The organism is Variovorax sp. PDC80, assembly GCF_900115375.1.
Lineage (GTDB): Bacteria > Pseudomonadota > Gammaproteobacteria > Burkholderiales > Burkholderiaceae_C > Variovorax.
Genome location: NZ_FOWG01000025.1, coordinates 31,176 through 50,583, shown reverse-complemented (window position 1 = coordinate 50,583; position 19,408 = coordinate 31,176). Strand labels below are relative to the sequence as shown.

The 19,408-nt window shown below is 70.1% G+C and carries 17 protein-coding genes; 7 read left to right on the top strand and 10 right to left on the bottom strand.

What is annotated here, in order from left to right; all coding sequences use genetic code 11:
* Positions 1-89: 89 nt before the first annotated feature.
* From BM109_RS39910 to BM109_RS39895, 4 genes are read right to left on the bottom strand one after another with little or no spacing between them, the layout of a single operon-like run.
* Complete coding sequence (locus BM109_RS39910) at positions 90-1,331, bottom strand: ROK family transcriptional regulator (protein ID WP_093355876.1); 1,242 nt, start codon at positions 1,329-1,331, stop codon at positions 90-92.
* Complete coding sequence (locus BM109_RS39905) at positions 1,324-2,121, bottom strand: ATP-binding cassette domain-containing protein (protein ID WP_093355873.1); 798 nt, start codon at positions 2,119-2,121, stop codon at positions 1,324-1,326. The genes BM109_RS39910 and BM109_RS39905 overlap by 8 nt, the downstream gene beginning before the upstream one ends.
* A complete protein-coding gene (locus tag BM109_RS39900; protein WP_093355870.1) occupies positions 2,121-3,080 on the bottom strand; it encodes an ABC transporter permease in 960 nt (319 codons plus the stop codon). Before BM109_RS39900 ends, BM109_RS39905 begins: the two co-directional genes overlap by 1 nt.
* A gap of 26 nt (positions 3,081-3,106) precedes the next feature.
* On the bottom strand, positions 3,107-4,108 hold the full coding sequence (locus tag BM109_RS39895; protein WP_057593595.1) for a sugar ABC transporter substrate-binding protein: 1,002 nt from the start codon (positions 4,106-4,108) through the stop codon (positions 3,107-3,109).
* 279 nt (positions 4,109-4,387) lie between these two features.
* Here BM109_RS39895 and aspT (BM109_RS39890) point away from each other — a divergent pair, with 279 nt between their 5' ends.
* The 7 genes from aspT (BM109_RS39890) to BM109_RS39860 all read left to right on the top strand — a co-directional run bounded on the left by aspT (BM109_RS39890) (position 4,388) and on the right by BM109_RS39860 (position 14,472).
* Complete coding sequence (aspT, locus tag BM109_RS39890; protein WP_093355867.1) at positions 4,388-6,079, top strand: aspartate-alanine antiporter; 1,692 nt, start codon at positions 4,388-4,390, stop codon at positions 6,077-6,079.
* Between the two features lie 26 nt (positions 6,080-6,105).
* Complete coding sequence (aspT, locus tag BM109_RS39885) at positions 6,106-7,794, top strand: aspartate-alanine antiporter (protein ID WP_093355865.1); 1,689 nt, start codon at positions 6,106-6,108, stop codon at positions 7,792-7,794.
* Between the two features lie 55 nt (positions 7,795-7,849).
* The gene (locus tag BM109_RS39880) at positions 7,850-9,517 is read left to right on the top strand and encodes a bifunctional aspartate transaminase/aspartate 4-decarboxylase (RefSeq protein ID WP_093355862.1); all 1,668 of its coding nucleotides are present in this window, start codon (positions 7,850-7,852) and stop codon (positions 9,515-9,517) included.
* 112 nt (positions 9,518-9,629) lie between these two features.
* The gene (locus BM109_RS39875; protein WP_093355859.1) at positions 9,630-11,348 is read left to right on the top strand and encodes an Hsp70 family protein; all 1,719 of its coding nucleotides are present in this window, start codon (positions 9,630-9,632) and stop codon (positions 11,346-11,348) included.
* Between the two features lie 15 nt (positions 11,349-11,363).
* The gene (locus BM109_RS39870; protein ID WP_093355856.1) at positions 11,364-13,043 is read left to right on the top strand and encodes a TonB family protein; all 1,680 of its coding nucleotides are present in this window, start codon (positions 11,364-11,366) and stop codon (positions 13,041-13,043) included.
* Between the two features lie 19 nt (positions 13,044-13,062).
* Positions 13,063-13,737 (top strand): site-2 protease family protein, encoded by a 675-nt coding sequence (locus BM109_RS39865; protein WP_177239585.1) that lies wholly within the window; start codon positions 13,063-13,065, stop codon positions 13,735-13,737.
* A gap of 36 nt (positions 13,738-13,773) precedes the next feature.
* Entirely contained in the window at positions 13,774-14,472 is a 699-nt protein-coding gene (locus BM109_RS39860; protein ID WP_093355851.1) for a prepilin peptidase, read from the top strand.
* On the opposite strand, the gene BM109_RS39855 is transcribed toward BM109_RS39860, so the two are convergent.
* The 6 genes from BM109_RS39855 to BM109_RS39830 all read right to left on the bottom strand — a co-directional run bounded on the left by BM109_RS39855 (position 14,465) and on the right by BM109_RS39830 (position 19,360).
* The gene (locus tag BM109_RS39855; protein WP_093355848.1) at positions 14,465-15,670 is read right to left on the bottom strand and encodes an MFS transporter; all 1,206 of its coding nucleotides are present in this window, start codon (positions 15,668-15,670) and stop codon (positions 14,465-14,467) included. The genes BM109_RS39860 and BM109_RS39855 overlap by 8 nt on opposite strands.
* On the bottom strand, positions 15,670-16,782 hold the full coding sequence (aroC, locus tag BM109_RS39850; protein WP_093355845.1) for a chorismate synthase: 1,113 nt from the start codon (positions 16,780-16,782) through the stop codon (positions 15,670-15,672). The genes BM109_RS39855 and aroC overlap by 1 nt, the downstream gene beginning before the upstream one ends.
* Positions 16,783-16,857: 75 nt before the next feature.
* Positions 16,858-17,043, bottom strand: coding sequence for a hypothetical protein (locus BM109_RS39845; RefSeq protein ID WP_093355843.1), 186 nt, complete (start codon positions 17,041-17,043; stop codon positions 16,858-16,860).
* A gap of 48 nt (positions 17,044-17,091) precedes the next feature.
* Positions 17,092-18,639: an MFS transporter gene (locus BM109_RS39840; RefSeq protein ID WP_093355840.1), complete on the bottom strand. Its 1,548-nt coding sequence runs from the start codon at positions 18,637-18,639 to the stop codon at positions 17,092-17,094.
* Positions 18,636-18,992 (bottom strand): YciI family protein, encoded by a 357-nt coding sequence (locus BM109_RS39835; RefSeq protein ID WP_093355838.1) that lies wholly within the window; start codon positions 18,990-18,992, stop codon positions 18,636-18,638. The genes BM109_RS39840 and BM109_RS39835 overlap by 4 nt, the downstream gene beginning before the upstream one ends.
* The gene (locus tag BM109_RS39830; RefSeq protein WP_093355834.1) at positions 18,989-19,360 is read right to left on the bottom strand and encodes a YciI family protein; all 372 of its coding nucleotides are present in this window, start codon (positions 19,358-19,360) and stop codon (positions 18,989-18,991) included. Before BM109_RS39830 ends, BM109_RS39835 begins: the two co-directional genes overlap by 4 nt.
* Positions 19,361-19,408: the final 48 nt, after the last annotated feature.

Genomic DNA, 19,408 nt, shown 5'->3' with positions numbered 1-19,408 from the left:
AATTGGGCACCTGTCGCTTGGGTCTGGCTCGCTGAAGCACGTATCCTCGCTACTAGGCTGGCCGCGTAGATCATTTCAAATACACCCTCTCAGCCGGCCTTGAGGAACACGTCGTGGTCGGGGGCGAAGTTGGCGTGCAGCGGCAGCATCGCGCCGCCCAGCGCGCAGGCCTGCGCGCCGACGCGCCCGCCGTGCAGCTGCGGGCGCCACAGGCCCTCCCAGTTGCAGCCGTCGAGCGCGGCGCGCGTGGCCTCGAGCAGCGCCTGCTGCAGCGGGCGCGACATCGAGCCGTCCATCACCACGTCGGCCAGGTCGAGCATCGCGGTGCCGCTCGCGATCGCATGGGCCAGCGCCTCGGCGGCCGAGGCGAGCCAGGCCGCGGTGGCATCGGCGAACGGCGGCTGCAGCGCGCGCTCGTCGTAGGCCGCGTCGGGGTCGACGCCCTCGCGCTGCAGCCGCTGCTCGAGCTCCCACAGCGAGGCCTCGGCGATCAGCTGCGGCGGCGCCGCGTCGGCATCGCCATCGCGCTCGGCGCCGCGCACGCGCTGCATCGGCAGCGAGGCGAGCGCGCCGGCATTGCCGTGCGCGCCGCCGTGCAGGTGCGAGTTGAGCACCAGGCCGCCGCCGACGAAGGTGTCGACGAACACGTAGAGAAAGCTCTTCAGGTCGTGGCCGCGCCCGCTCACCAGCTCGGCCACGCAGGCCGCGACCGTGTCGCGCGCGAAGATCACCGGCAGGTCGGTGCGCTGGCGCACCTCGGCGCCCAGGTCCATGCCGTTCCACAGGTCGGACTGCGCCTTCGACAGCCCGAGCGTGCGGTGCCAGCCGCCGAGCAGGAACGGCGCGGCGAGCCCCACGCCGACGGTACGCGGGGCCAGCGGACCGAGGCCATCGCGCAACCGGTGGGTGTGCTGCGCGATCGCGGGCAGCAGCGCTTCGGCATCGGGAAAGTCGTAGGCCATCACATGGCGCTCGCGCACCTGGGCCGTGAAGTCGATCAGCAGCCATTCGGCGCCGCGCCGGCCGACCTTGACGCCGATCGCGAAGGCGCCGTCGGGGTTGAGCGCGAGCGGCACCGAGGGCTGGCCGATGCGGCCGCGCACGCGGCTCTGCTTGACGATCAGCCCGTCCTCCTCGAGCCGTGCGGTGATCAGCCCGATGGTCTGCGCGCTCAGGCCGGTGAGGCGCGCGAGGTCGGCCTTGGGCAGGCTGCCGTGCACGCGCAGCGCCTGCAGCACGGTGCGCTCGTTGAACTGGCGCATGCCGACCTGGTTCGAGCCGCGCGGGCGCAGCAGGTCGGGCATGCGCGCGGCGGGCGCGGCATCAGGCATGCGCCTCCGCGGGCAAGGCGCTCGGCAGCATGGCGCCGGTCATCACGGCGACGGTGTCGCTCATGCTGATCTTCTTCGGATCGAGCACGGCGGCGCGCTTGCCCAGGCGAGCGACGTGGATGCGGTCGGCGACCTCGAACACGTGCGGCATGTTGTGGCTGATCAGCACCACGGGCAGGCCGCGGTCGCGCACGCGGCGGATCAGCTCGAGCACCATGTTGCCCTCCTTCACGCCGAGCGCGGCGGTGGGCTCGTCCATGATGACCACGTGGCGCGCGAAGGCCGCGCTGCGCGCCACCGCCACGCACTGGCGCTGGCCGCCCGAGAGGGTCTCGACCGCCTGCGTCATCGACTGGATGCCGACCTTGAGGTCCGCCATGCGGGCCGCGCTCTCCAGCAGCATCTTCTTCTTGTCGAGCATGCGCAGCACGTTGCCGAGGAAGCCGGAGCGGCGCAGCTCGCGGCCGAGGAACAGGTTCTCGTAGATGGTCATCGCGGGCGCGACGGCCAGGTCCTGGTAGACGGTCTCGATGCCGGCGCGCCGCGCGTCGAGCGGATTGCGGAACTGCACCGGCTGGCCGTCGAGCAGGATCTGGCCCTCGTCGGGCACGATCGCGCCCGACAGCGCCTTGATCAGCGAGGACTTGCCCGCGCCGTTGTCGCCGATCACCGCGAGGATCTCGCCCTCGCGCAGCTCGAAGTCGACACCGTCGAGCGCGGTGACCTGGCCGTAGCGCTTCACCAGGCCCTGGGCCTGCATCACCACCTTCGGGTTCGTCACGGCGTTCATCAGCGGGCCCCCTTGCGCGAGAGCTGGTCGGCCGCCACCGCGAGGATCACGAGCACGCCCGTCACCAGCACCTGGTAGATCGACGACACGCCCATCAAGGTGAGCCCGTTGCGGAACACGCCCACGATCAGCACGCCGATCAGCGAGCCGAGCACGATGCCGCGCCCGCCGAACAGGCTGGTGCCGCCCAGCACCACGGCCGTGATGGCGTCGAGGTTCTCGGTCTGGCCCGCGTTCGGGTCGCCCACGCCGGTGCGCGCCACCGACAGCAGCGAGGCGATGCCGTAGAGCACGCCCGCGGCCACGTACACGCCCAGCAGCACGCGCTGCGTCGGGATGCCGACCAGCCGCGTGGCCTCGGCGTTGTTGCCCACCGCGTAGATGTGGCGGCCGGCGCCGGTCTCGCGCAGCACGAACCAGGCGAGGCCGTAGAGCGCCACCATCAGCACCGAGCCCCACGCCACCTCGGCGCTGCCGATGGTGAAGGTGGTGCCCAGGCCCGTGAGGCCGGCCGGCAGGTCGGTGATGGTCTGCGAGGACGAATACAGCTGCGTGATCGCGAACGCGATGTTCAGCGTGCCCAGCGTCACGATGAAGGGCGGCAGCTTGATGCGCGTGACCAGCAGGCCGTTGAGCAGGCCGAACAGCGTGGTCACGCCGATGCCGCAGAGGATGGCCACCGGCACCGGCAGGCCGAGCTCGGTGGCGAACTTGGTCATGATGATGCCGCCCAGCGCCATCACCATGCCGCAGGACAGGTCGATGCCGGCCGTGAGGATGATCAGCGTCTGGCCGATCGCGATCACGCCCACCACCATCACCTGCTGCAGGATCAGCGAGAGGTTGCCGCCGGTGATAAAGCGGTCGGACTGGGTCGCGAAGAAGATGCAGGCACCCAGCAGGGCCAGCCACGGCCCGAGGGCGCCCCACGGGATGTGGTGCGTTGCGGATTTCGCCATCGATGTGCCTCCCTGGGGCGGGCTGGTTACTTCTTGCCCCAGCACAGCTCGGCGCCGGTCTTGGTGTCCTTGCTCTCGACGCCGGCCACGCTCTTGCCCGCGATCAGGGTCACGCCGGTGTCGACGTAGCCCGAGGCCTTCTTGCCGGTCTTGGCGAATTCGACGCCCGCCGCCACGCCCATCGCGGCCATCTTCAGCGGGTACTGCTGCGAGGTCGCGGCGATGATGCCGGCGTTGGTGTCCTTGATGCCCTGGCAGCCGCCGTCGACCGAGACGATCAGCACGCCCTTCTCCTTGCCCGCGCGCTTGAGCGCGTTGTAGGCACCGGCCGCGGCGGGCTCGTTGATGGTGTAGACCAGGTTCACGTCAGGCGCCTTCTGCAGGCAGTTCTCCATCACGGTCTGGGCCTTGGCCTGGTCGCCGAAGCTGTCGGCCATGCAGACGATCTCGGGCGCCTTCGAGAGCTCGTTCGACTTGGCGTCGTTGGCCGGCAGCCCGAAGCCCTTCATGAAGCCGTTGTGGCGCTGCGCGCCCACCGGGTGGCCCGGCAGCAGGTCGAGCGCGACGATCTTCGGCGTCTTGCCGGCCATCGCGGCCTTGGCGTATTCGCCGATCAGCACGCCGGCCGTGTAGTTGTTGGTGGCGAACAGCGCGTCGGTGGCCTCGGGCGGATCGGCCGGGCTGTCGAGCGCGATCACCATGATCCCCTTGTCGCGCGCCTTCTTGATCGCCGGCACGATGGCCTTGGCGTCGCTCGGCGTGATGAGGATGGTCTTGGCGCCGGCCGCGATCATGTTCTCCATCGCCGTGATCTGGCCCGCGTTGTCGCCGTCGGCCTTGCCCGCGCCCGACAGCAGCTTGGCGCCGAGCTTCTTGGCCTCTTCCTGCGCGCCTTCCTTCATCTTCACGAAGAAGGGGTTGGTCTCGGTCTTGGTGACGAGGCCGATCACGGGTTCGCCGGCGGCGAAGGCGGTGGATGCGGCGACGGACGCGGCCGCCAGGGCCAGGATGCAGCGGATGCGGGGCATGGGTTGTCTCTCCTTGGGCGGGCGGCTGGGTCGGACCGCCCTGTTGGTTCTCGGAATCCGGCCGGGTCGCCATGCGGAGGGCGTCGCCGGGCCGGGCGCCAGCGGACTATCGGCGAAGGAAACGACTAAATCAAGATGATTTAGTTATCGAAAACCCGCACAGGAAACGTCAAGGATTCGGCGCGCAGCCCAGGATTTGGACGCCTGTCAAACGAAACAGTTACTTGCATTTACTCGCATTACCGACAGAATGACTCAGCATCTGGAGGTCAAGCACGCGTGAGTGGCGAGGTCGTCGAACTGCTGAAAACCCAGCCCGAAATCGCGCTGTTCCTCGTGCTCGCCATCGGCCATGCCGTCGGCGCCATCCGCTTCGGACCGATCCAGCTCGGCGGCATCTGCGGCACCCTGATCGCCGCGCTGGTGGTCGGCCAGCTCGGCATCCGGGTCGACGACAGCGTGAAGAACGTGTTCTTCATGCTCTTCATCTTTGCGCTCGGCTATGCGGGCGGCCCGCAGTTCTTCGCCAACCTCGACGCCAAGGGCCTGCGCCTGGGCCTGCTGTGCCTGGTCGAGGTGGTGGCGGTGCTCGCGCTGGTGCTGGGCGCCACCGTGCTGCTGTCGCTCGACCAGGGCACGGCCGCCGGACTGATGGCCGGCGCGGCCACCGAGTCGGCGGTGGTGGGCACGGCCACCGACGCGATCTCCAAGCTCGGCCTGCCCGCGGCGGACATGCAGCAGCTGCAGGCCAACGTGGTCACGGCCTACTCCATCACCTACGTGTTCGGGCTGATCGCGATCGTGGTCTTCACGAGCCAGGTGTTTCCGCTGCTGCTGCGCGTGGACCTGCGCGCCGAGGCCGACCGCCTGTGGAAGACCATGGGCGGCGGCGGCGACGATCCCGGCGCCGCGAGCGCGGTGCCCGAGATGGTCGGCCGCGTGTTCGAGGTGACGACGGGACGCGGCCGCTCGATCGGCGAGCTGGCGGCGATCCTCGGCGGCCAGGCCCACATCGAGCGCGTGCTGCGCGCCGGCCAGAGCCTGGCGGTGGAACCCGCGCTGCGGCTGCGCGCCCACGACCGGGTGCTGGCCATCGGCCGCCGCGCGGCGCTGGTCAACGTGGCCGAGCTGCTGGGCCGCGAGTTCGCCGACACCACGGCCTTCGACGCGGTGGTCGAGACCACCGAGGCGGTGCTGAACCGGCGCGAGTGGTTCGGCCGCGAGCTGCGCGAGCTGGCCGCGGCGCTGCCGCCCTCGGTGCAGGTCACGGGCCTGGCGCGCGACCGCCATGCGATGCCGCTGCTGGGCGACCTGCGGCTCGCGCGCGGCGACGTGCTCCAGCTCTACGGCCCGGTCGACGAGGTGGCGCGCGCGCTGCCGCTGGCCGGCGACCGGGTGCTGGCATCGACGCGCAGCAACATCAGCTTCGCCGCCGCGGGCATCCTGCTCGGCGTCTTCATCGGCGGCTTCAGCGTCAAGCTCGGCGGCATCCCGTTCTCGCTCGGCACCGGCGGCGGCGCGCTGCTCACCGGCCTGGCCTTCGGCTGGTACCAGGCGAAGAACCCGCACCGGCTCAGCGTGCCGCCCGATGCGCTGGCGCTGATGAAGGACCTGGGCCTGGCCACCTTCATCGCCTGCGTCGGCCTGGCCTCGGGGCCGCAGGCGCTGGCGCTGATCAAGAAATTCGGCGTGGCGCTGCCGCTGGTCGGCGTGGCCGTGGCGGTGGTGCCGGCGAGCCTGTCGCTGTTCATCGGCCACCGGCTGCTCAAGCTCGAGGCGCCGGTGCTGCTGGGCGCGATCGCGGGCCAGCAGTGCAGCACGCCGGCCCTCAGCGCGGTGCAGAACGCGGCCGGCAATGCCACGCCGCTGCTGGGCTACACCATCACCTATGCGATCTCGAACGTGGTGCTGCCGCTGATGGGACCGCTGATCGTCGCGCTGGCCGGGCTGGTGCACCACGCGGCGAAATGAATTCGAAACCTCGAAGGAGCTGATCCATGGAATGGCTGCACGAAACATTCAAGAAGTCGCCCGAGATGGCGCTCTTTCTCTCGCTGGCGGTCGGCTACTGGATCGGCAAGATCAAGTTCGGCAAGTTCCAGCTCGGCGGCGTGGCCGGCTCGCTGCTGGTGGCGGTGATCGTGAGCCAGGTCGGCGTGCAGGTCGATGCCGGTGTGAAGGCCGTGCTGTTCGCGCTCTTCATCTACGCGGTGGGCTTCGAGAGCGGGCCGCAGTTCTTCAGCTCGCTGGGGCGGCAATCGATCAAGGAGATCATCCTGGCCGCGGTGATGGCGGCCACCGGCCTTGCCACGGTGGTGGTCATGGCCAAGTGGTTCGGGCTCGACAAGGGCCTGGCGGCCGGCGTCGCGGCCGGCGGCCTCACGCAGTCGGCCATCATCGGCACGGCCGGCGACGCGATCGCCAAGCTAGGCCTCGACGCGGCCGAGACCGCGCGGCTGCAGGCCAACGTGGCGATCGGCTATGCCGTGACCTACGTCTTCGGTTCCTTCGGCGCGATCATCGTCTGCGTCAACCTGCTGCCCAAGTTCATGGGCCGCACCATCCGCGACGACGCGATCGCGGCCGAGACCGCGATGCAGGCCGGCGTGAAGGTGCTCGGTGCCGACCAGGAGGAAGCCGCGCCCTCGCTGGTGGGCCGCATCTACGAGCTCACGGCCGACCCGCAGCGCACCGTGGCCGACATCGAGAACGCCGACCCGGCCACCACCATCACCATCGAGCGCGTGAAGCGCGACGGCCGCTTCGTCGAGGTCAGCCCCACGCTCGCGCTGCGCCGCGGCGACATCGTGCTGGCCGTGGGCCGGCGCGACGCGGTGGTGGCGAGCGCGCCGCTGCTGGGCAAGGAGGTCTACGCGGTCGAGGGCATGGAACTCACCATGCACAAGCGCGACATCGTGCTGACCAACAAGGACTTCGAGCGCAAGACCGTGGCGCAGATCCGCGAGGCCACCGCGGGCGGCGTGCGCCACGGCATCTTCGTGGTGCAGCTGAGCCGCATGGGCCAGGTGCTGCCGATGCAGCCCGACACCGTGGTGCAGGCCGGCGACGTGGTCACGATCTTCGGCGCCGAGCAGGACGTCAAGCGCGTGGCCGCGATCGTCGGCGACGTGATCGTGCCGAGCGCCAAGACCGACTTCGTCTACCTCGGCGCGGGCCTGGTGGTCGGCCTGCTGGTGGGCCTGCTGAGCGCGAAGATCGGCAGCATTCCGCTCACGCTCGGTGCCGGCGGCGGCGCCCTGCTCTCGGGCCTGCTGTTCGGCTGGTACCGCGCGCGGCGCCAGACCTTCGGCGCGCTGCCGCCCAGCGCGGTGCAACTGCTCAAGGACCTGGGCCTGGCCGGCTTCGTGGTGGTGGTCGGGCTCTCGTCGGGGCTGCAGGCGGTGCAGACCGTCAAGCAGCACGGACTCACGATCTTCGGCGTGGGCGTGGTCGTGACCATCGTGCCGATGATTCTCACGATGCTGTTCGGCCGCTACGTGCTGCGCTATGCCAACACCGCGATCTTCGCGGGCGCGCTCAGCGGCTCGCGCAGCGCCAACCCGGCCTTCGGCGAGGTGCTCGACAAGGCCGAGAACTCGATCCCCACCGTGCCGTTCGCGATCACCTATGCGCTGGCCAACGTGTTCCTCACGCTGCTCGGGCCGCTGATCGTCGCGCTGGTCTGAGCACGCCTTCCCTCTTCTTCCTTTCCTGCCTTCCTCACAACCAAGGAGCCTTTCCATGGATTTCGGCGACGTGAAAAAACTCAGTGGCCTGAGCCCCTTCGAACTCAAGGACGCGCTGATCCAGGTGGCCAGCCAGGGCGACCGCCTGATGCTCAACGCGGGGCGCGGCAATCCGAACTTCCTCGCGACCACGCCGCGCCACGGCTTCTTCGCGTTCGGCGAATTCGCCATGACCGAGAGCGAGCGCTCCTTCGTCTACATGGAAGGCGTGGGCGGCTTCCCGCAGCGCGAGGGCATCGAGGCGCGCTTCGAGATCTTCACCAAGGCCAACGCGGGCCGGCCCGGCGTGCGCTTCATCGAGGCCGCCGTCTCGTACGTGCGCGACCAGCTCGGCCTGTCGGCCGGCGACTTCATCTACGAGATGTGCGAGGCGATCCTGGGCTGCAACTACCCGGTGCCCGACCGCATGCTGCGGCTGAGCGAAATCATCGTGGGCCAGTACATCCACAAGGAGATGATCGGCACCCATCCCTTCGTCGGCAGGTTCGACATGTACGCGGTGGAAGGCGGCACCGCCGCCATGACCTACCTGTTCAACAGCCTGCGCGAGAACAACCTGCTCAAGCCCGGCGACACCATCGCGCTGGGCATGCCGATCTTCACGCCCTACATCGAGATCCCGCACCTCAACGACTACCAGCTGATCGAGGCGCTGATCGACGCGCCGTCCGAGAACGGCTGGCAGTACACGAAGAAGGAACTGCAGAAGCTGCTCGACCCGAAGGTCAAGGCCTTCTTCCTGTGCAACCCGAGCAACCCGCCCTCGGTGAAGATCAGCGACGAGGTGCTGGGCTACATCGCCGACATCGTGAAGCAGCGGCCCGACCTGATCATCCTCACCGACGACGTCTACGGCACCTTCGCCGACGACTTCCGCTCGCTGTTCGCGATCTGCCCGCGCAACACCATCCTCGTGTATTCGTTCTCGAAGTACTTCGGTGCCACCGGCTGGCGCATGGGCGTGGTGGCCACGCACGAGGACAACGTGCTCGACCACAAGATCGCGGCCCTGCCCGAGGCCGCGCTGAAGGAACTCGACGCGCGCTACAGCTCGATCACCACCGAGCCGCGCCGGCTCAAGTTCATCGACCGGCTGGTGGCCGACAGCCGCACCGTGGCGCTCAACCACACGGCCGGCCTGTCGACGCCGGTGCAGGCGCAGATGGTGATGTTCTCGCTGTTCTGCCTGATGGACGAACCCGAGGCCTACAAGCACGCGATGAAGCGCATCGTGAAGCGGCGCAAGGAGGCGCTCTACCGCGAGCTCGGCCTGCCGCTGTCGGCCGACCCGAACTCGGTGAGCTACTACCACCTGCTCGACCTGCAGGAGATCGCCACCCAGATGCACGGCGAGCGCTTCGGCGACTGGATCGTGACCCAGCTGCAGCCCAACGAGGCGCTGTTCCGCATCGCCGAGGAGACCGGCATCGTGCTGCTGCCGGGCCGCGGCTTCGGCGGCAAGCACGCCTCGGGCCGGGTCTCGCTGGCCAACCTCAACGAGTACGACTACGCCAACATCGGGCGCTCGCTGCGCAAGCTGGCGTCGGAGTACTTCGCGCGCTTCGAGAAGCAGTCGGGCAAGGCCAGGCGCAGCAGCGATCCGGCGGTGTCGGCGGTGGTGGTCAAGCCGCAGAAGGCGGCCAAGGGCGGCAAGAAGAAGTAGCCCCCCGGCGGGCCGCCCGCGCGGCCCGCGCCCCTTCGCGGACATCCGGTCCACACGCCCTTCGCATACGATGGAGGGCAACAAAAGAGGGACCCGCGAAGGGGCGAGAAGAATGATCGTTGGAATTGACCTGGGCACCACCAACAGCCTGGCGGCGGTGTGGCGGGATGGCGCTTCCGTGCTGGTGCCCAACGGGCTCGGCGAGTACCTGACGCCCTCGTGCGTCAGCATCGACGAGGACGATTCGGTGCTGGTCGGCAAGGCGGCGCGCGAGCGGCTGCAGACGCATCCCGAGCGCACGGCCGCGGTGTTCAAGCGCTACATGGGCAGCAACAAGACGATGCGGCTGGGCAAGCGCGAGTTCCGGCCCGAGGAACTGTCGGCGCTGGTGCTGCGCTCGCTCAAGGCCGATGCCGAGGCGATGCTCGGCGAGCCGGTCACCGAGGCGGTGATCACCGTGCCGGCCTACTTCTCCGACGCCCAGCGCAAGGCCACGCGCGCCGCGGGCGAGCTCGCGGGCCTGAAGGTCGAGCGGCTGCTCAACGAGCCGACGGCCGCCGCGCTGGCCTACGGCATGCACGACATGCGTGCCGAAACCCGCTTCCTGGTGTTCGACCTCGGCGGCGGCACCTTCGACGTGTCGATCCTCGAGATGTTCGAGGGCGTGATGGAGGTGCGCGCCTCGGCGGGCGACAACTTCCTGGGCGGCGAGGACTTCGTCGAGGCGCTGATCGCGCTCTTCTTCGAACGCAACAAGCTGCCGGCCAGCCTGCGCACCGATGCCCACTTCATGCAGCGCCTGGCCGCGCAGACCGAGGCCGCCAAGCGCGCGCTGAGCACGCAGCCGACGGCCGAGATCGTGGTCGCGCACGCGGCGGCGCAGCACCGGCTGGCGCTCGACGAAGCCACGCTCGAGCAGGCCTGCGCCACGTTGCTCAAGCGGCTGCGCGCGCCCGTCGAGCGCGCGCTACGCGACGCCAACCTGCGCGCCGGCGAGCTCGACGCCGTGGTGCTGGCCGGCGGCGCCACCCGCATGCCGGTGGTGCGGCGCCTGGCCACCACCATGTTCGGCCGCTTCCCCTCGATCGACTTCAACCCCGACGAGGTGGTGGCACTCGGTGCGGCGGTGCAGGCCGGCCTGAAGGCGCGCGACGCGGCGCTCAAGGAAGTGGTGATGACCGACGTGGCGCCCTACTCGCTGGGCGTGGCGGTCAGCCGCTGGCTCAGCGACACCACGGTGACGCACGGCCACTTCGACCCGATCATCGAGCGCAACAGCACGGTGCCCGTGAGCCGCTCGAAGAGCTACGTGCCCAACTCGGGCAGCCAGACCTCGGTCGACCTGCACGTGTTCCAGGGCGAGTCGCGCATGGTGCGCGACAACGTGCACCTGGGCACCCTGCACGTGCCGCTGCCGAGCCTGGGCGCGGGAGCCTCCCCGGGCGATGCCGCGGTCGAGGTGCGCTTCACCTACGACGTCAACGGCCTGCTGCAGGTCGAGGCCACGGTGCAGAAGACGCAGGAAACCTTCAGCCTGCTGATCGAGGGCAACCCGGGCCTGCTGAGCGAGGCCGAGATCAAGGAGCGGCTGGCGGCGCTGAGCGCGCTCAAGATCCATCCGCGCGACCGCATCGAGAACCGCACCCTGCTGGCGCGCGCCGAACGCATCTACCAGCAGCTGCGCGGCGACGTGCGCGAGTGGCTGGGCATCCGCATCGCCGAATTCGAACGCGTGCTGGCGCTGCAGGACAAGCGGCAGATCGCGGCGATGCAGCGCCAGTTCCAGGAGCAGTTGGAGCAGATCGAGCGCGACGGCCCGCTGGCCGATTGAAGCGGGGCGACGACCATGACCGAGGTCCCCGGCTTCCTGCTCGAGCTCGGCCTGCGCGCCGATGCCGACGAGCGCGCCGTGCGGCGCGCCTATGCGGTGCAGCTCAAGCAGATCGACCAGGCGGCGCAGCCGCTGCAGTTCCAGCAGTTGCGCGAGGCCTACGAGGCCGCGTTGCACTGGGCGCGGCAGGCGCAGGACGTGCAGGAGGCCGAGGCGGCGCAAGCGCCGCCCCCGCCGCCCTCCCCGCCCGAAGCCGTGGTCGAGACCGCCCCCGAACCGGCGCCGCCCCCGGCCCCCGCCGAACCGCGCGCCGACCCCGTGCGCGACATCCTCGTCGCGCTCGACACCCGGCTGCAGCAGGAGCCGCTGCGCAGCGTCCCCGAAGCCACCGCGCTGCTCGAACACACGCTCGAGGACGCGCGCCTGCTCGACATGGATGCGCGCTTCCTGTTCGAGGCCAACATCGCCCACCTGCTGGCCTGCGGCTGGCGGCCCGGCCACGAGCACCTGTTCGAGGCCGCGCTCGTTTTCTTCGATTGGCGCACCGACTCGGCGCGGCTGCTGCGGCTGGGACAGGCCGGGCAGGTGGTGGACCGCGCGATCGTCGAGCAGGATGCGCAGGGGCAGCAGGCGCCCGACGACCGCGATGCGCAGCGGCACTACCTCGAGCTGCTGCGCCGCACCGCCGATCCCGGACCGCAGGCGCTGGCGCTGGGCCTGGGGCGGGTGATGCATGCGGTCGCCACCTATCCGACCTGGCTGCGGCTGACGATGGACATCTCGAACATCGAGGCCTGGCGCGAGCGCGAAGCGACACTCTCGCGCGGCACGCTCCAGAGCCATCCCTCGGCCGCGAGCGCGCACAGCGGCTCGATCAGCGCATCGCGGCTGACGGTGTGGTTCGCGATCTTCTTCGTGGGCGTGCTGGTGTTCGCGCTGCTGAAGGCGGCATTCAACTGGAAGGAAGAACCGCCCGCCGACATCGCCAGAATGCAGGCCCCGCGCACCGCTCGGGCGAGCGTGCCGGCGCCATCCATCGGCTCGGGCATCGGAGCCAATGCGATCCCGGCACCCGAGCTCATGACGGCGACGCATGAGCCGCAGGAGGCGCGATACACGCACCCGCCGTACCCCATCTACCCCGCCACATCGAAGCGGCTGGGCGAGAAAGGCACGGTCACGCTCAAGATCCGGACCGGTCCGGCAGGCGAGGTCGTCGAAATGATCGTGCTGCGCGGGTCCGGCTTCCAGCGCCTGGACAACGCGGCGCTCGACGCGGTGCGCATGGCAAGGGTGCTGACCAGGAACTACCCGGAGAGCGGCCCGAACGAGTGGTACCAGGCCACGATCGATTTCAGGCTTGACCCCACCGATCCCACCCGCGCGACCGCAACGGCCGCGGGCAAGCCAGTGGTTCCGCCGGCCGCGTCGTCCTCGAGCTACGGCGCGCGGGTCAACGCCTTGATCCGGCCCAACATCGTGCTCACCAAGAGTGTTCCAGGCAATCCCGTCGCCGAGTACACGGTGAGCCTCACGCCCGATGGCCTCATCAGCGGCGCCAGGTTGTCCAAGGCCAGCGGTGTGAAGGAATGGGATGCCATCGCGCTGCGCGCCATCCAGAAAACGGGCCGCTTGCCGCTGACCGACGATGGCACCGTGCCGTCGGAGATCGTGCTGGCACTGCGCCCCTGGTGAGCGGCCGGATCGATACGGCATGCACTGGCTCCTCCTCGCCGTCGCGATCTGTGTCGCCATCCATCTCGGCGCCATCGCCCTCGCAGCCACACGCTTCGGCATCCCGATCCGCGAGTTCAGCTACGGCCTCGGCCCCACGCTGCTGCACGCGGGCCGGCTGCGGATCAGGACGCTGCCGGTCGGCGGCCAACTGATCCTCAAGGACACGAACACCGAGCCGGTCGAATCGGGCAAGGCGCATGACGCCCTCGATCTGCAGCCGCTCGCGACCCGGCTGGCGATCGGCGCGGCCGGCCCGTTCGCGCTGCTGGTGCTGGCCGTGGCGGTGCTGCAGTCCGAGGGCCTGGCGACCTTCGCCAGCGGGTTCGCGCAATGCATCGCGGGGGGCTTCGAGCCCTTCGGCGAGGCGCAGCGCCTGCTGCGGTCGGCCAGCGATGCCGCGACCGCCTCGCCGTTTCCGACGCTGCTCGCGCTCGTCGCCGCCAAGTTCGCCGCCGTCAACCTGCTGCCGTTTCCGGGCAGCAACGGCAGCTTCCTGCTGCGGGCCTTGCTGGAGCGCACGCCGCTGATGAAGCGCTGGCCACCCTTGGCAACGCAGCTCGGCCTGCTGCTGTTCTTCGGCATGGCGTTCTCCTGGCTGCTCGCGCTGGCCGTGTATGGCCTGCATGCCGCGGGCATCGACGTCGTGGCCTGACGACCCACTCCCCTTTTTCTCGAACACCGCCTCGCCATGCCCACAGACGACATCGGATTCCTCGTTGCTTATGCCATCGCCGGCGGCGCCGCCACGGCCGGCCTGCTGCTGCCATGGATACGCCGCATCCCGCTCGAACTGCACCGCGTCTGGGCCCTCGACCACCAGAACTACCGGCCGCTGCTCGCTTCGCCCGATGACCTCGAACTGCCGCGCAAGAGCCGCATCGCGCTGATCGCATCGGGCGCCCTGCTGTGCCTGGGGCTGGCGCTGGCGCGCGGCGTGTCGCTGCAGACCACCTTCCTGTGCATCCTGCTGCTGGGCTGGGTGCTGCTCACGGCGATCAACCTGCGGCACCGCGTGCTGCCCGACTGGATCGTCTACCGGCTGCTGTGGATCGGCCTGCTGTACCACGCGTACACCGGCAACGCCTCCGCGCAGGTCATCGGCGCCGCGGCGGGCTACCTCGTGCCCTGGCTCGCGACCCTGCTGATACGGCGGCAGACCGGGCAGGACGCGATGGGCCACGGCGACTTCAAGGCCTTCGCGGTGGCGGGCGCGTGGTTCGGCTGGTCGGCGCTGCCGACGGTCTACGGCGTGTTCCTGCTGACGATCCTGCTGCTGGCGCTGGCCGTGCGGCTGTTGCGGCGTCCGCTGGCCGAGCCCGGCCTGCCCACCGGCCCGGGCCACCTGCTGGCGGCCACGGTGGTGGCGCTGGGCGTGCGCTTCATCTGAGGCCGGCTGGCGGCGTCTCGCGCCGCGCCGCGGCCTCCAGCCGCATCACCCTCCACGCGCACAAGGTCCCCGCCACCGCGAGCAGCGCCGCCAGCGCGAACATCGTGCGGTAGCCGAAGGCCTGCGCCACCGCGCCGCCCAGCAGCACGCCGAGCACGCCGCCGAAGCCGTAGCCGATGACGGTGAACAGCGCCTGGCCGCGTCCGCGCAGCCGGCCCGGGAAACGGCGCGACACCACGGCGATGCAGGTGGTGTGATGGGCCGCGAAGCTCAGCGCGTGCAGCCACTGGGCCACGACCAGCGCGGCGATCCAGCCACCGAGGCCGGCGGTCAGGCCCAGCCGCGCGACGGCCGCGATGCCGCACACCAGCATCCAGCGCGGCATCGGCAGCAGGCCGATCAGCCGGCCCTGCAGGAAGAACCAGACGATCTCGGCCACCACCGACAGCGCCCACAGCAGGCCGATGGTGCTCTTGCCGTACCCGAGCGAATCGAGGTAGAGCGAGAAGAAGGCATAGACCGAGAAGTGCGACATCACCTGGAAGAACAGCGCCGCGAAGAACCACTGCACGACGCGGTTGCGCAGCACCGGGCCGATGGGTTCGCCGGGCGCGTCGTGCGCGGCCACGGGCTCGCGGCTGTCGGGCAGGCGCAGGGTGGCGAGCAGCACCACGGCCAGGGTGCCGGCGGCCCAGGCCGGGAAGTGCTTCATGCCGAAGCGGTCGAACCACTCGCCCGCGACGAACACCGTGACCAGGAAGCCGGCCGAGCCGCACAGCCGGATGCGCCCGTAGCGGCCCCAGTCGCCGGCCACGAGGTGCGCCATGGCGGCCTCGGTCAGCGACATCATCGAGCTGGTGTGGGTGAACATCAGCAGCAGCACCAGCGCGAGCCACCACGCGCCGCCGTTCCACCACAGGCCGAAGGAACTGAGCAGCGCGATCGCCGCGCTGATGCGCAGCAGCAGCACGCGCTGGCCCGTGTGGTCGCTGAGCGCACCCCAGGCATAGGGCGCGAACACGCGCGTGACCGACTGCACCGAGGCCAGCAGGCTGATGGTGAAGATCGGCAGCCCCAGGTCCTTGAGCCACAGCGGCAGGTAGGGATTGAAGAAGCCGATGTGCGCGAAATAGCTGGCCGACAGGCCAGCGAACGCCAACAGGTGGCCGCGCCCGGCCACGGGTGGCGGCGCGGACACTAGAGGAAGGACGCCTGCGGCGACGTGGCCTGGGTCTTCTCGTTGTCGCCCTGCACGTCACCGCACTGGGCGCGGTGGCGCAGCGCATGGTCCATCACGACCAGCGCGAGCAGCGCCTCGGCGATCGGCGTCGCGCGGATGCCCACGCAGGGGTCGTGGCGGCCCTTGGTGACCACCTCGACCGGGTTGTTGTTCACGTCGATCGACTGGCGCGGGCTGATGATCGAACTCGTGGGCTTGATCGCGATGCTGACCTCGAGGTCCTGCCCCGAGCTGATGCCGCCGAGGATGCCGCCCGCGTTGTTGCTCAGGAAGCCGGTCGGCGTGATCGAGTCGCCATGGGTGGTGCCGCGCTGCGTCACGCTGTCCCAGCCGGCGCCGATCTCAACCGCCTTCACGGCATTGAGGCCCATCATCGCGTAGGCGATGTCGGCATCGAGCTTGTCGTAGAGCGGCTCGCCAAGGCCGACGGGCACGCGGGTGGCGGTCACGCGCACGCGCGCGCCGCAGGAGTCGCCGGCCTTGCGCAGCCGGTCCATGTAGTCCTCGAGCGCGCTCACGTCGGCGATCGGCGCGAAGAAGGGATTGTTCGGCACGTGGTCCCAGCTCTCGAAGGGGATCGCGATCTCGCCGATCTGCGTCATGCAGCCGCGGAACACCATGCCGTACTTCTCGGCCAGCCACTTCTTGGCGACCGCGCCGGCCGCGACCGTGGGCGCGGTGAGCCGGGCCGAGGAGCGACCGCCGCCGCGCGGGTCGCGGATGCCGTATTTCTTGTGGTACGTGAAGTCGGCGTGGCCCGGGCGGAACTGCTGGGCGATCTGGCCGTAGTCCTTGCTGCGCTGGTCGGTGTTCTGGATCAGCAGCGCGATCGGGGTACCGGTGGTCTTGCCCTCGTACACGCCCGAGAGGATCTGCACCGCGTCGGGCTCGTTGCGCTGGGTGACGTGGCGGCTGGTGCCGGGACGGCGGCGGTCGAGGTCGGCCTGGATGTCGGCTTCGCTGAGCGCCATGCCCGGGGGGCAGCCGTCGATCACGCAACCGATGGCCGGGCCATGGGATTCCCCGAAATTGGTGACCGCGAAGAGATGTCCGAAGGTGTTGCCGCTCATGGGCGGGGATTATCCCCCGCAATGCGGGGCCGGGCGGCTCGGCGCCCGAATGCCCGAGGGCAATGCCCGCGCGGCCTACTCGGTGGCGCCCTCGAGCCGACGCGCCAGCGCGCCGAGCTGCAGTTCGATCGAGAACAGCCGCTCGTTGAGCACCGCAGTCTGCAGCCGGATCGCCTCGACGATCGCGCGGGCCTGCGGATCGGGCGTGTTGTCGACCAGCTCCGCGAGGTCGTGCAGCTTCTTGCGCAGTTCGTTGCTCATGGACTCTCCGTGGGGTTCGTTCGCGGCCAGTATGGGCCCGGCCCGGCCTCAGGGCAACGCATCGGCCGCGGCGGGCCGGGTTTGTCCCGAGCGGCGCATGACCACGGCCAGCAGCGCCGCGATGGCCAGCAGCACCACCACGCCGATGCCGGCCATCAGGTGCAAGCCGCGCAGCAGCGCCGTGCGCGCATCGGCCAGCAGCTCGGCACCGGCCGCGCCGCCGAGCTGCCCGGCCAGCGCCACGGCACCGCCGAGCGTGCTGCGCGCGGCCTCGACCGCGGCGGCATCGCCGAGCGAGGCGGGCACGGCGTCGACCATCATGCCGCGGTAGACCGCCGCGCCCACGCTGCCGAGGATGGCGATGCCCAGCGCGCCGCCGAATTCGGAACTGGTTTCCGAAATCGCCGAGGCCACGCCCGCGCGCTCGGGCGGCGCGCTGCCCACCACCAGGTCGGTCGACAGCGTGAACACCACCGCCAGTCCGAGCGAGGACACGACCATGCTGCCCACCAGCAGCGCCAGGCCGCCCTGCACCGGCAGCGCGATCAGCAACGCGAAGCCCAGCGCCGCGACCACCAGTCCACCGGTCATCGCATGCACCGGCCGCACGCGCCGCGTGAGCGCGGGCGCCGCCATCGAGCCGACGATGAAGGCGCCCGCGCTGGGCACGCTCCACAGGCCTGCCTGCAGCGGCGACAGCCCGAGCACCATCTGCAGGTACTGGGCCTCGTAGAGGAACAGGCCGAACATCACGAAGCACGACAGCATGTAGGCGCCCAGCGCCACGCTGAAGGCCGGCGCGCGGAACAGCCGCAGGTCGATCATCGGATCGGCCAGCCGCCGCTGCCGTCGCACGAACAGCCAGCCGATGGCCAGCCCCACCGCGATGGCGGCGAGCGACAGCGCGCTCGCGCCGTGCTCGGCCGTCTGCTTCACCCCGTAGATCGCGGGCAGCACCGCGCCCAGCGACAGCGCCACGCTCGCGAGGTCGAGCCGCGCGGCGGCGGGGTCGCGGTATTCGGGCAGCAGCACGGGGCCGAGCACCAGCAGCAGCACCATCACGGGCACGCCGACCAGGAACACCGAGCCCCACCAGAAGTATTCGAGCAGCACGCCGCCGACCACCGGACCGATGACCGCGCCCGCCGAGAAGCTCGAGATCCAGACCCCGATGGCCAGCGTGCGCTGACCGGGATCGAGGAACATGTTGCGGATCAGCGAGAGCGTGGACGGCGCCAGCGTCGCGCCGGCCACGCCGAGCAGCGCGCGGGTGGCGATCAGCATGTTGGCGCTGTTCGAGAAGGCCGCCAGCACCGAGGCCAGCCCGAAGGCCACGGCACCGATCAGCAGCAGCCGGCGCCGCCCGATGCGGTCGCCCAGCGTGCCCATGGTGACCAGCAGGCCCGCGACCAGGAAGCCGTAGATGTCGACGATCCACAGCAGCTGCGCCGCCGTCGGCTTGAGCGCCTCGCTGATCGCGGGGATCGCGAGGTTCAGCACCGTGAGGTCCATCGAATAGAGCATGCACGGCAGCGCGATGACGGCCAGGCCAGTCCATTCGCGCACCGTGGCGCGCGGCGGCGCGGCGCCGCTCATCGAGGGCCCTCGGGGCCAGGGCCGAACGAGAGGATCGGCCGCAGCTCGATGCTGCCGTTGCGCGCGGACGGGATGCCGGCCGCGATCCGCAGCGCGTCCTCCTCGCTGCCGGCCTCGACCAGGTAGAAGCCGCCGAGCTGTTCGCTGGTCTCGGCGAAGGGGCCGTCGGTCACGGACAGCCGGCCGCGGCGCATGCGCACGGTGGTGGCGGTCTCGGCCGGCTGCAGGGCCTCGGCCTCGACCAGCTGGCCGCGCGCGCGCAATTGCGCGTCGTAGTCGATGTGTTCCTGGATGTAGTGCGCCATGTCGAGCGGCGGAGCCTCGGTTTCGTAGATCAGGCAAAGGTACTTCATGCGGCATTCCCCTCGGCGGCGTCCATGCTCTGGATCGGACGGACTTCGATGCTGCCGTGGCGCGCCATCGGGATGTGGCCCGCGAGCTGGATCGCGACGTTGAGGTCGCGCGCCTCGATCAGGATAAAGCCGCAGAGCTGCTCGCGCACCTCCGCGAACGGCCCGTCGACATGCGAGGCCTTGCCGTCGCGCACGCGCACGACCTTGGCGGACCTGGCGCTCGCCAGCACGTCGGCGGCGATGAAATGGCCGTTCTTCTCGAGCTCGCGGTCGTAGGCCATCGAGTCTTCGTCGAGCGCGCGCCGCTCGTCGGGCGACAGGGTGGCGAACAGGGCCGGGTCGCAGTGGACGAGGCAGAGGTATTTCATGCGGAATCTCCTTTCGGATGGAATGAGGACACCACTGGTCGATCGGCG

Excerpts from the sequence above, each read along its gene's own strand:
- BM109_RS39910 (WP_093355876.1), bottom strand. The coding sequence starts at position 1,331 with ATGCCTGATGCCGCGCCCGCCGCGCGCATGCCCGACCTGCTGCGCCCG.
- BM109_RS39905 (WP_093355873.1), bottom strand. The coding sequence starts at position 2,121 with ATGAACGCCGTGACGAACCCGAAGGTGGTGATGCAGGCCCAGGGCCTG.
- BM109_RS39900 (WP_093355870.1), bottom strand. The coding sequence starts at position 3,080 with ATGGCGAAATCCGCAACGCACCACATCCCGTGGGGCGCCCTCGGGCCG.
- BM109_RS39895 (WP_057593595.1), bottom strand. The coding sequence starts at position 4,108 with ATGCCCCGCATCCGCTGCATCCTGGCCCTGGCGGCCGCGTCCGTCGCC.
- aspT (WP_093355865.1), top strand. The coding sequence starts at position 6,106 with ATGGAATGGCTGCACGAAACATTCAAGAAGTCGCCCGAGATGGCGCTC.
- BM109_RS39880 (WP_093355862.1), top strand. The coding sequence starts at position 7,850 with ATGGATTTCGGCGACGTGAAAAAACTCAGTGGCCTGAGCCCCTTCGAA.
- BM109_RS39875 (WP_093355859.1), top strand. The coding sequence starts at position 9,630 with ATGATCGTTGGAATTGACCTGGGCACCACCAACAGCCTGGCGGCGGTG.
- BM109_RS39870 (WP_093355856.1), top strand. The coding sequence starts at position 11,364 with ATGACCGAGGTCCCCGGCTTCCTGCTCGAGCTCGGCCTGCGCGCCGAT.
- BM109_RS39865 (WP_177239585.1), top strand. The coding sequence starts at position 13,063 with ATGCACTGGCTCCTCCTCGCCGTCGCGATCTGTGTCGCCATCCATCTC.
- BM109_RS39860 (WP_093355851.1), top strand. The coding sequence starts at position 13,774 with ATGCCCACAGACGACATCGGATTCCTCGTTGCTTATGCCATCGCCGGC.
- aroC (WP_093355845.1), bottom strand. The coding sequence starts at position 16,782 with ATGAGCGGCAACACCTTCGGACATCTCTTCGCGGTCACCAATTTCGGG.
- BM109_RS39845 (WP_093355843.1), bottom strand. The coding sequence starts at position 17,043 with ATGAGCAACGAACTGCGCAAGAAGCTGCACGACCTCGCGGAGCTGGTC.
- BM109_RS39840 (WP_093355840.1), bottom strand. The coding sequence starts at position 18,639 with ATGAGCGGCGCCGCGCCGCCGCGCGCCACGGTGCGCGAATGGACTGGC.
- BM109_RS39835 (WP_093355838.1), bottom strand. The coding sequence starts at position 18,992 with ATGAAGTACCTTTGCCTGATCTACGAAACCGAGGCTCCGCCGCTCGAC.
- BM109_RS39830 (WP_093355834.1), bottom strand. The coding sequence starts at position 19,360 with ATGAAATACCTCTGCCTCGTCCACTGCGACCCGGCCCTGTTCGCCACC.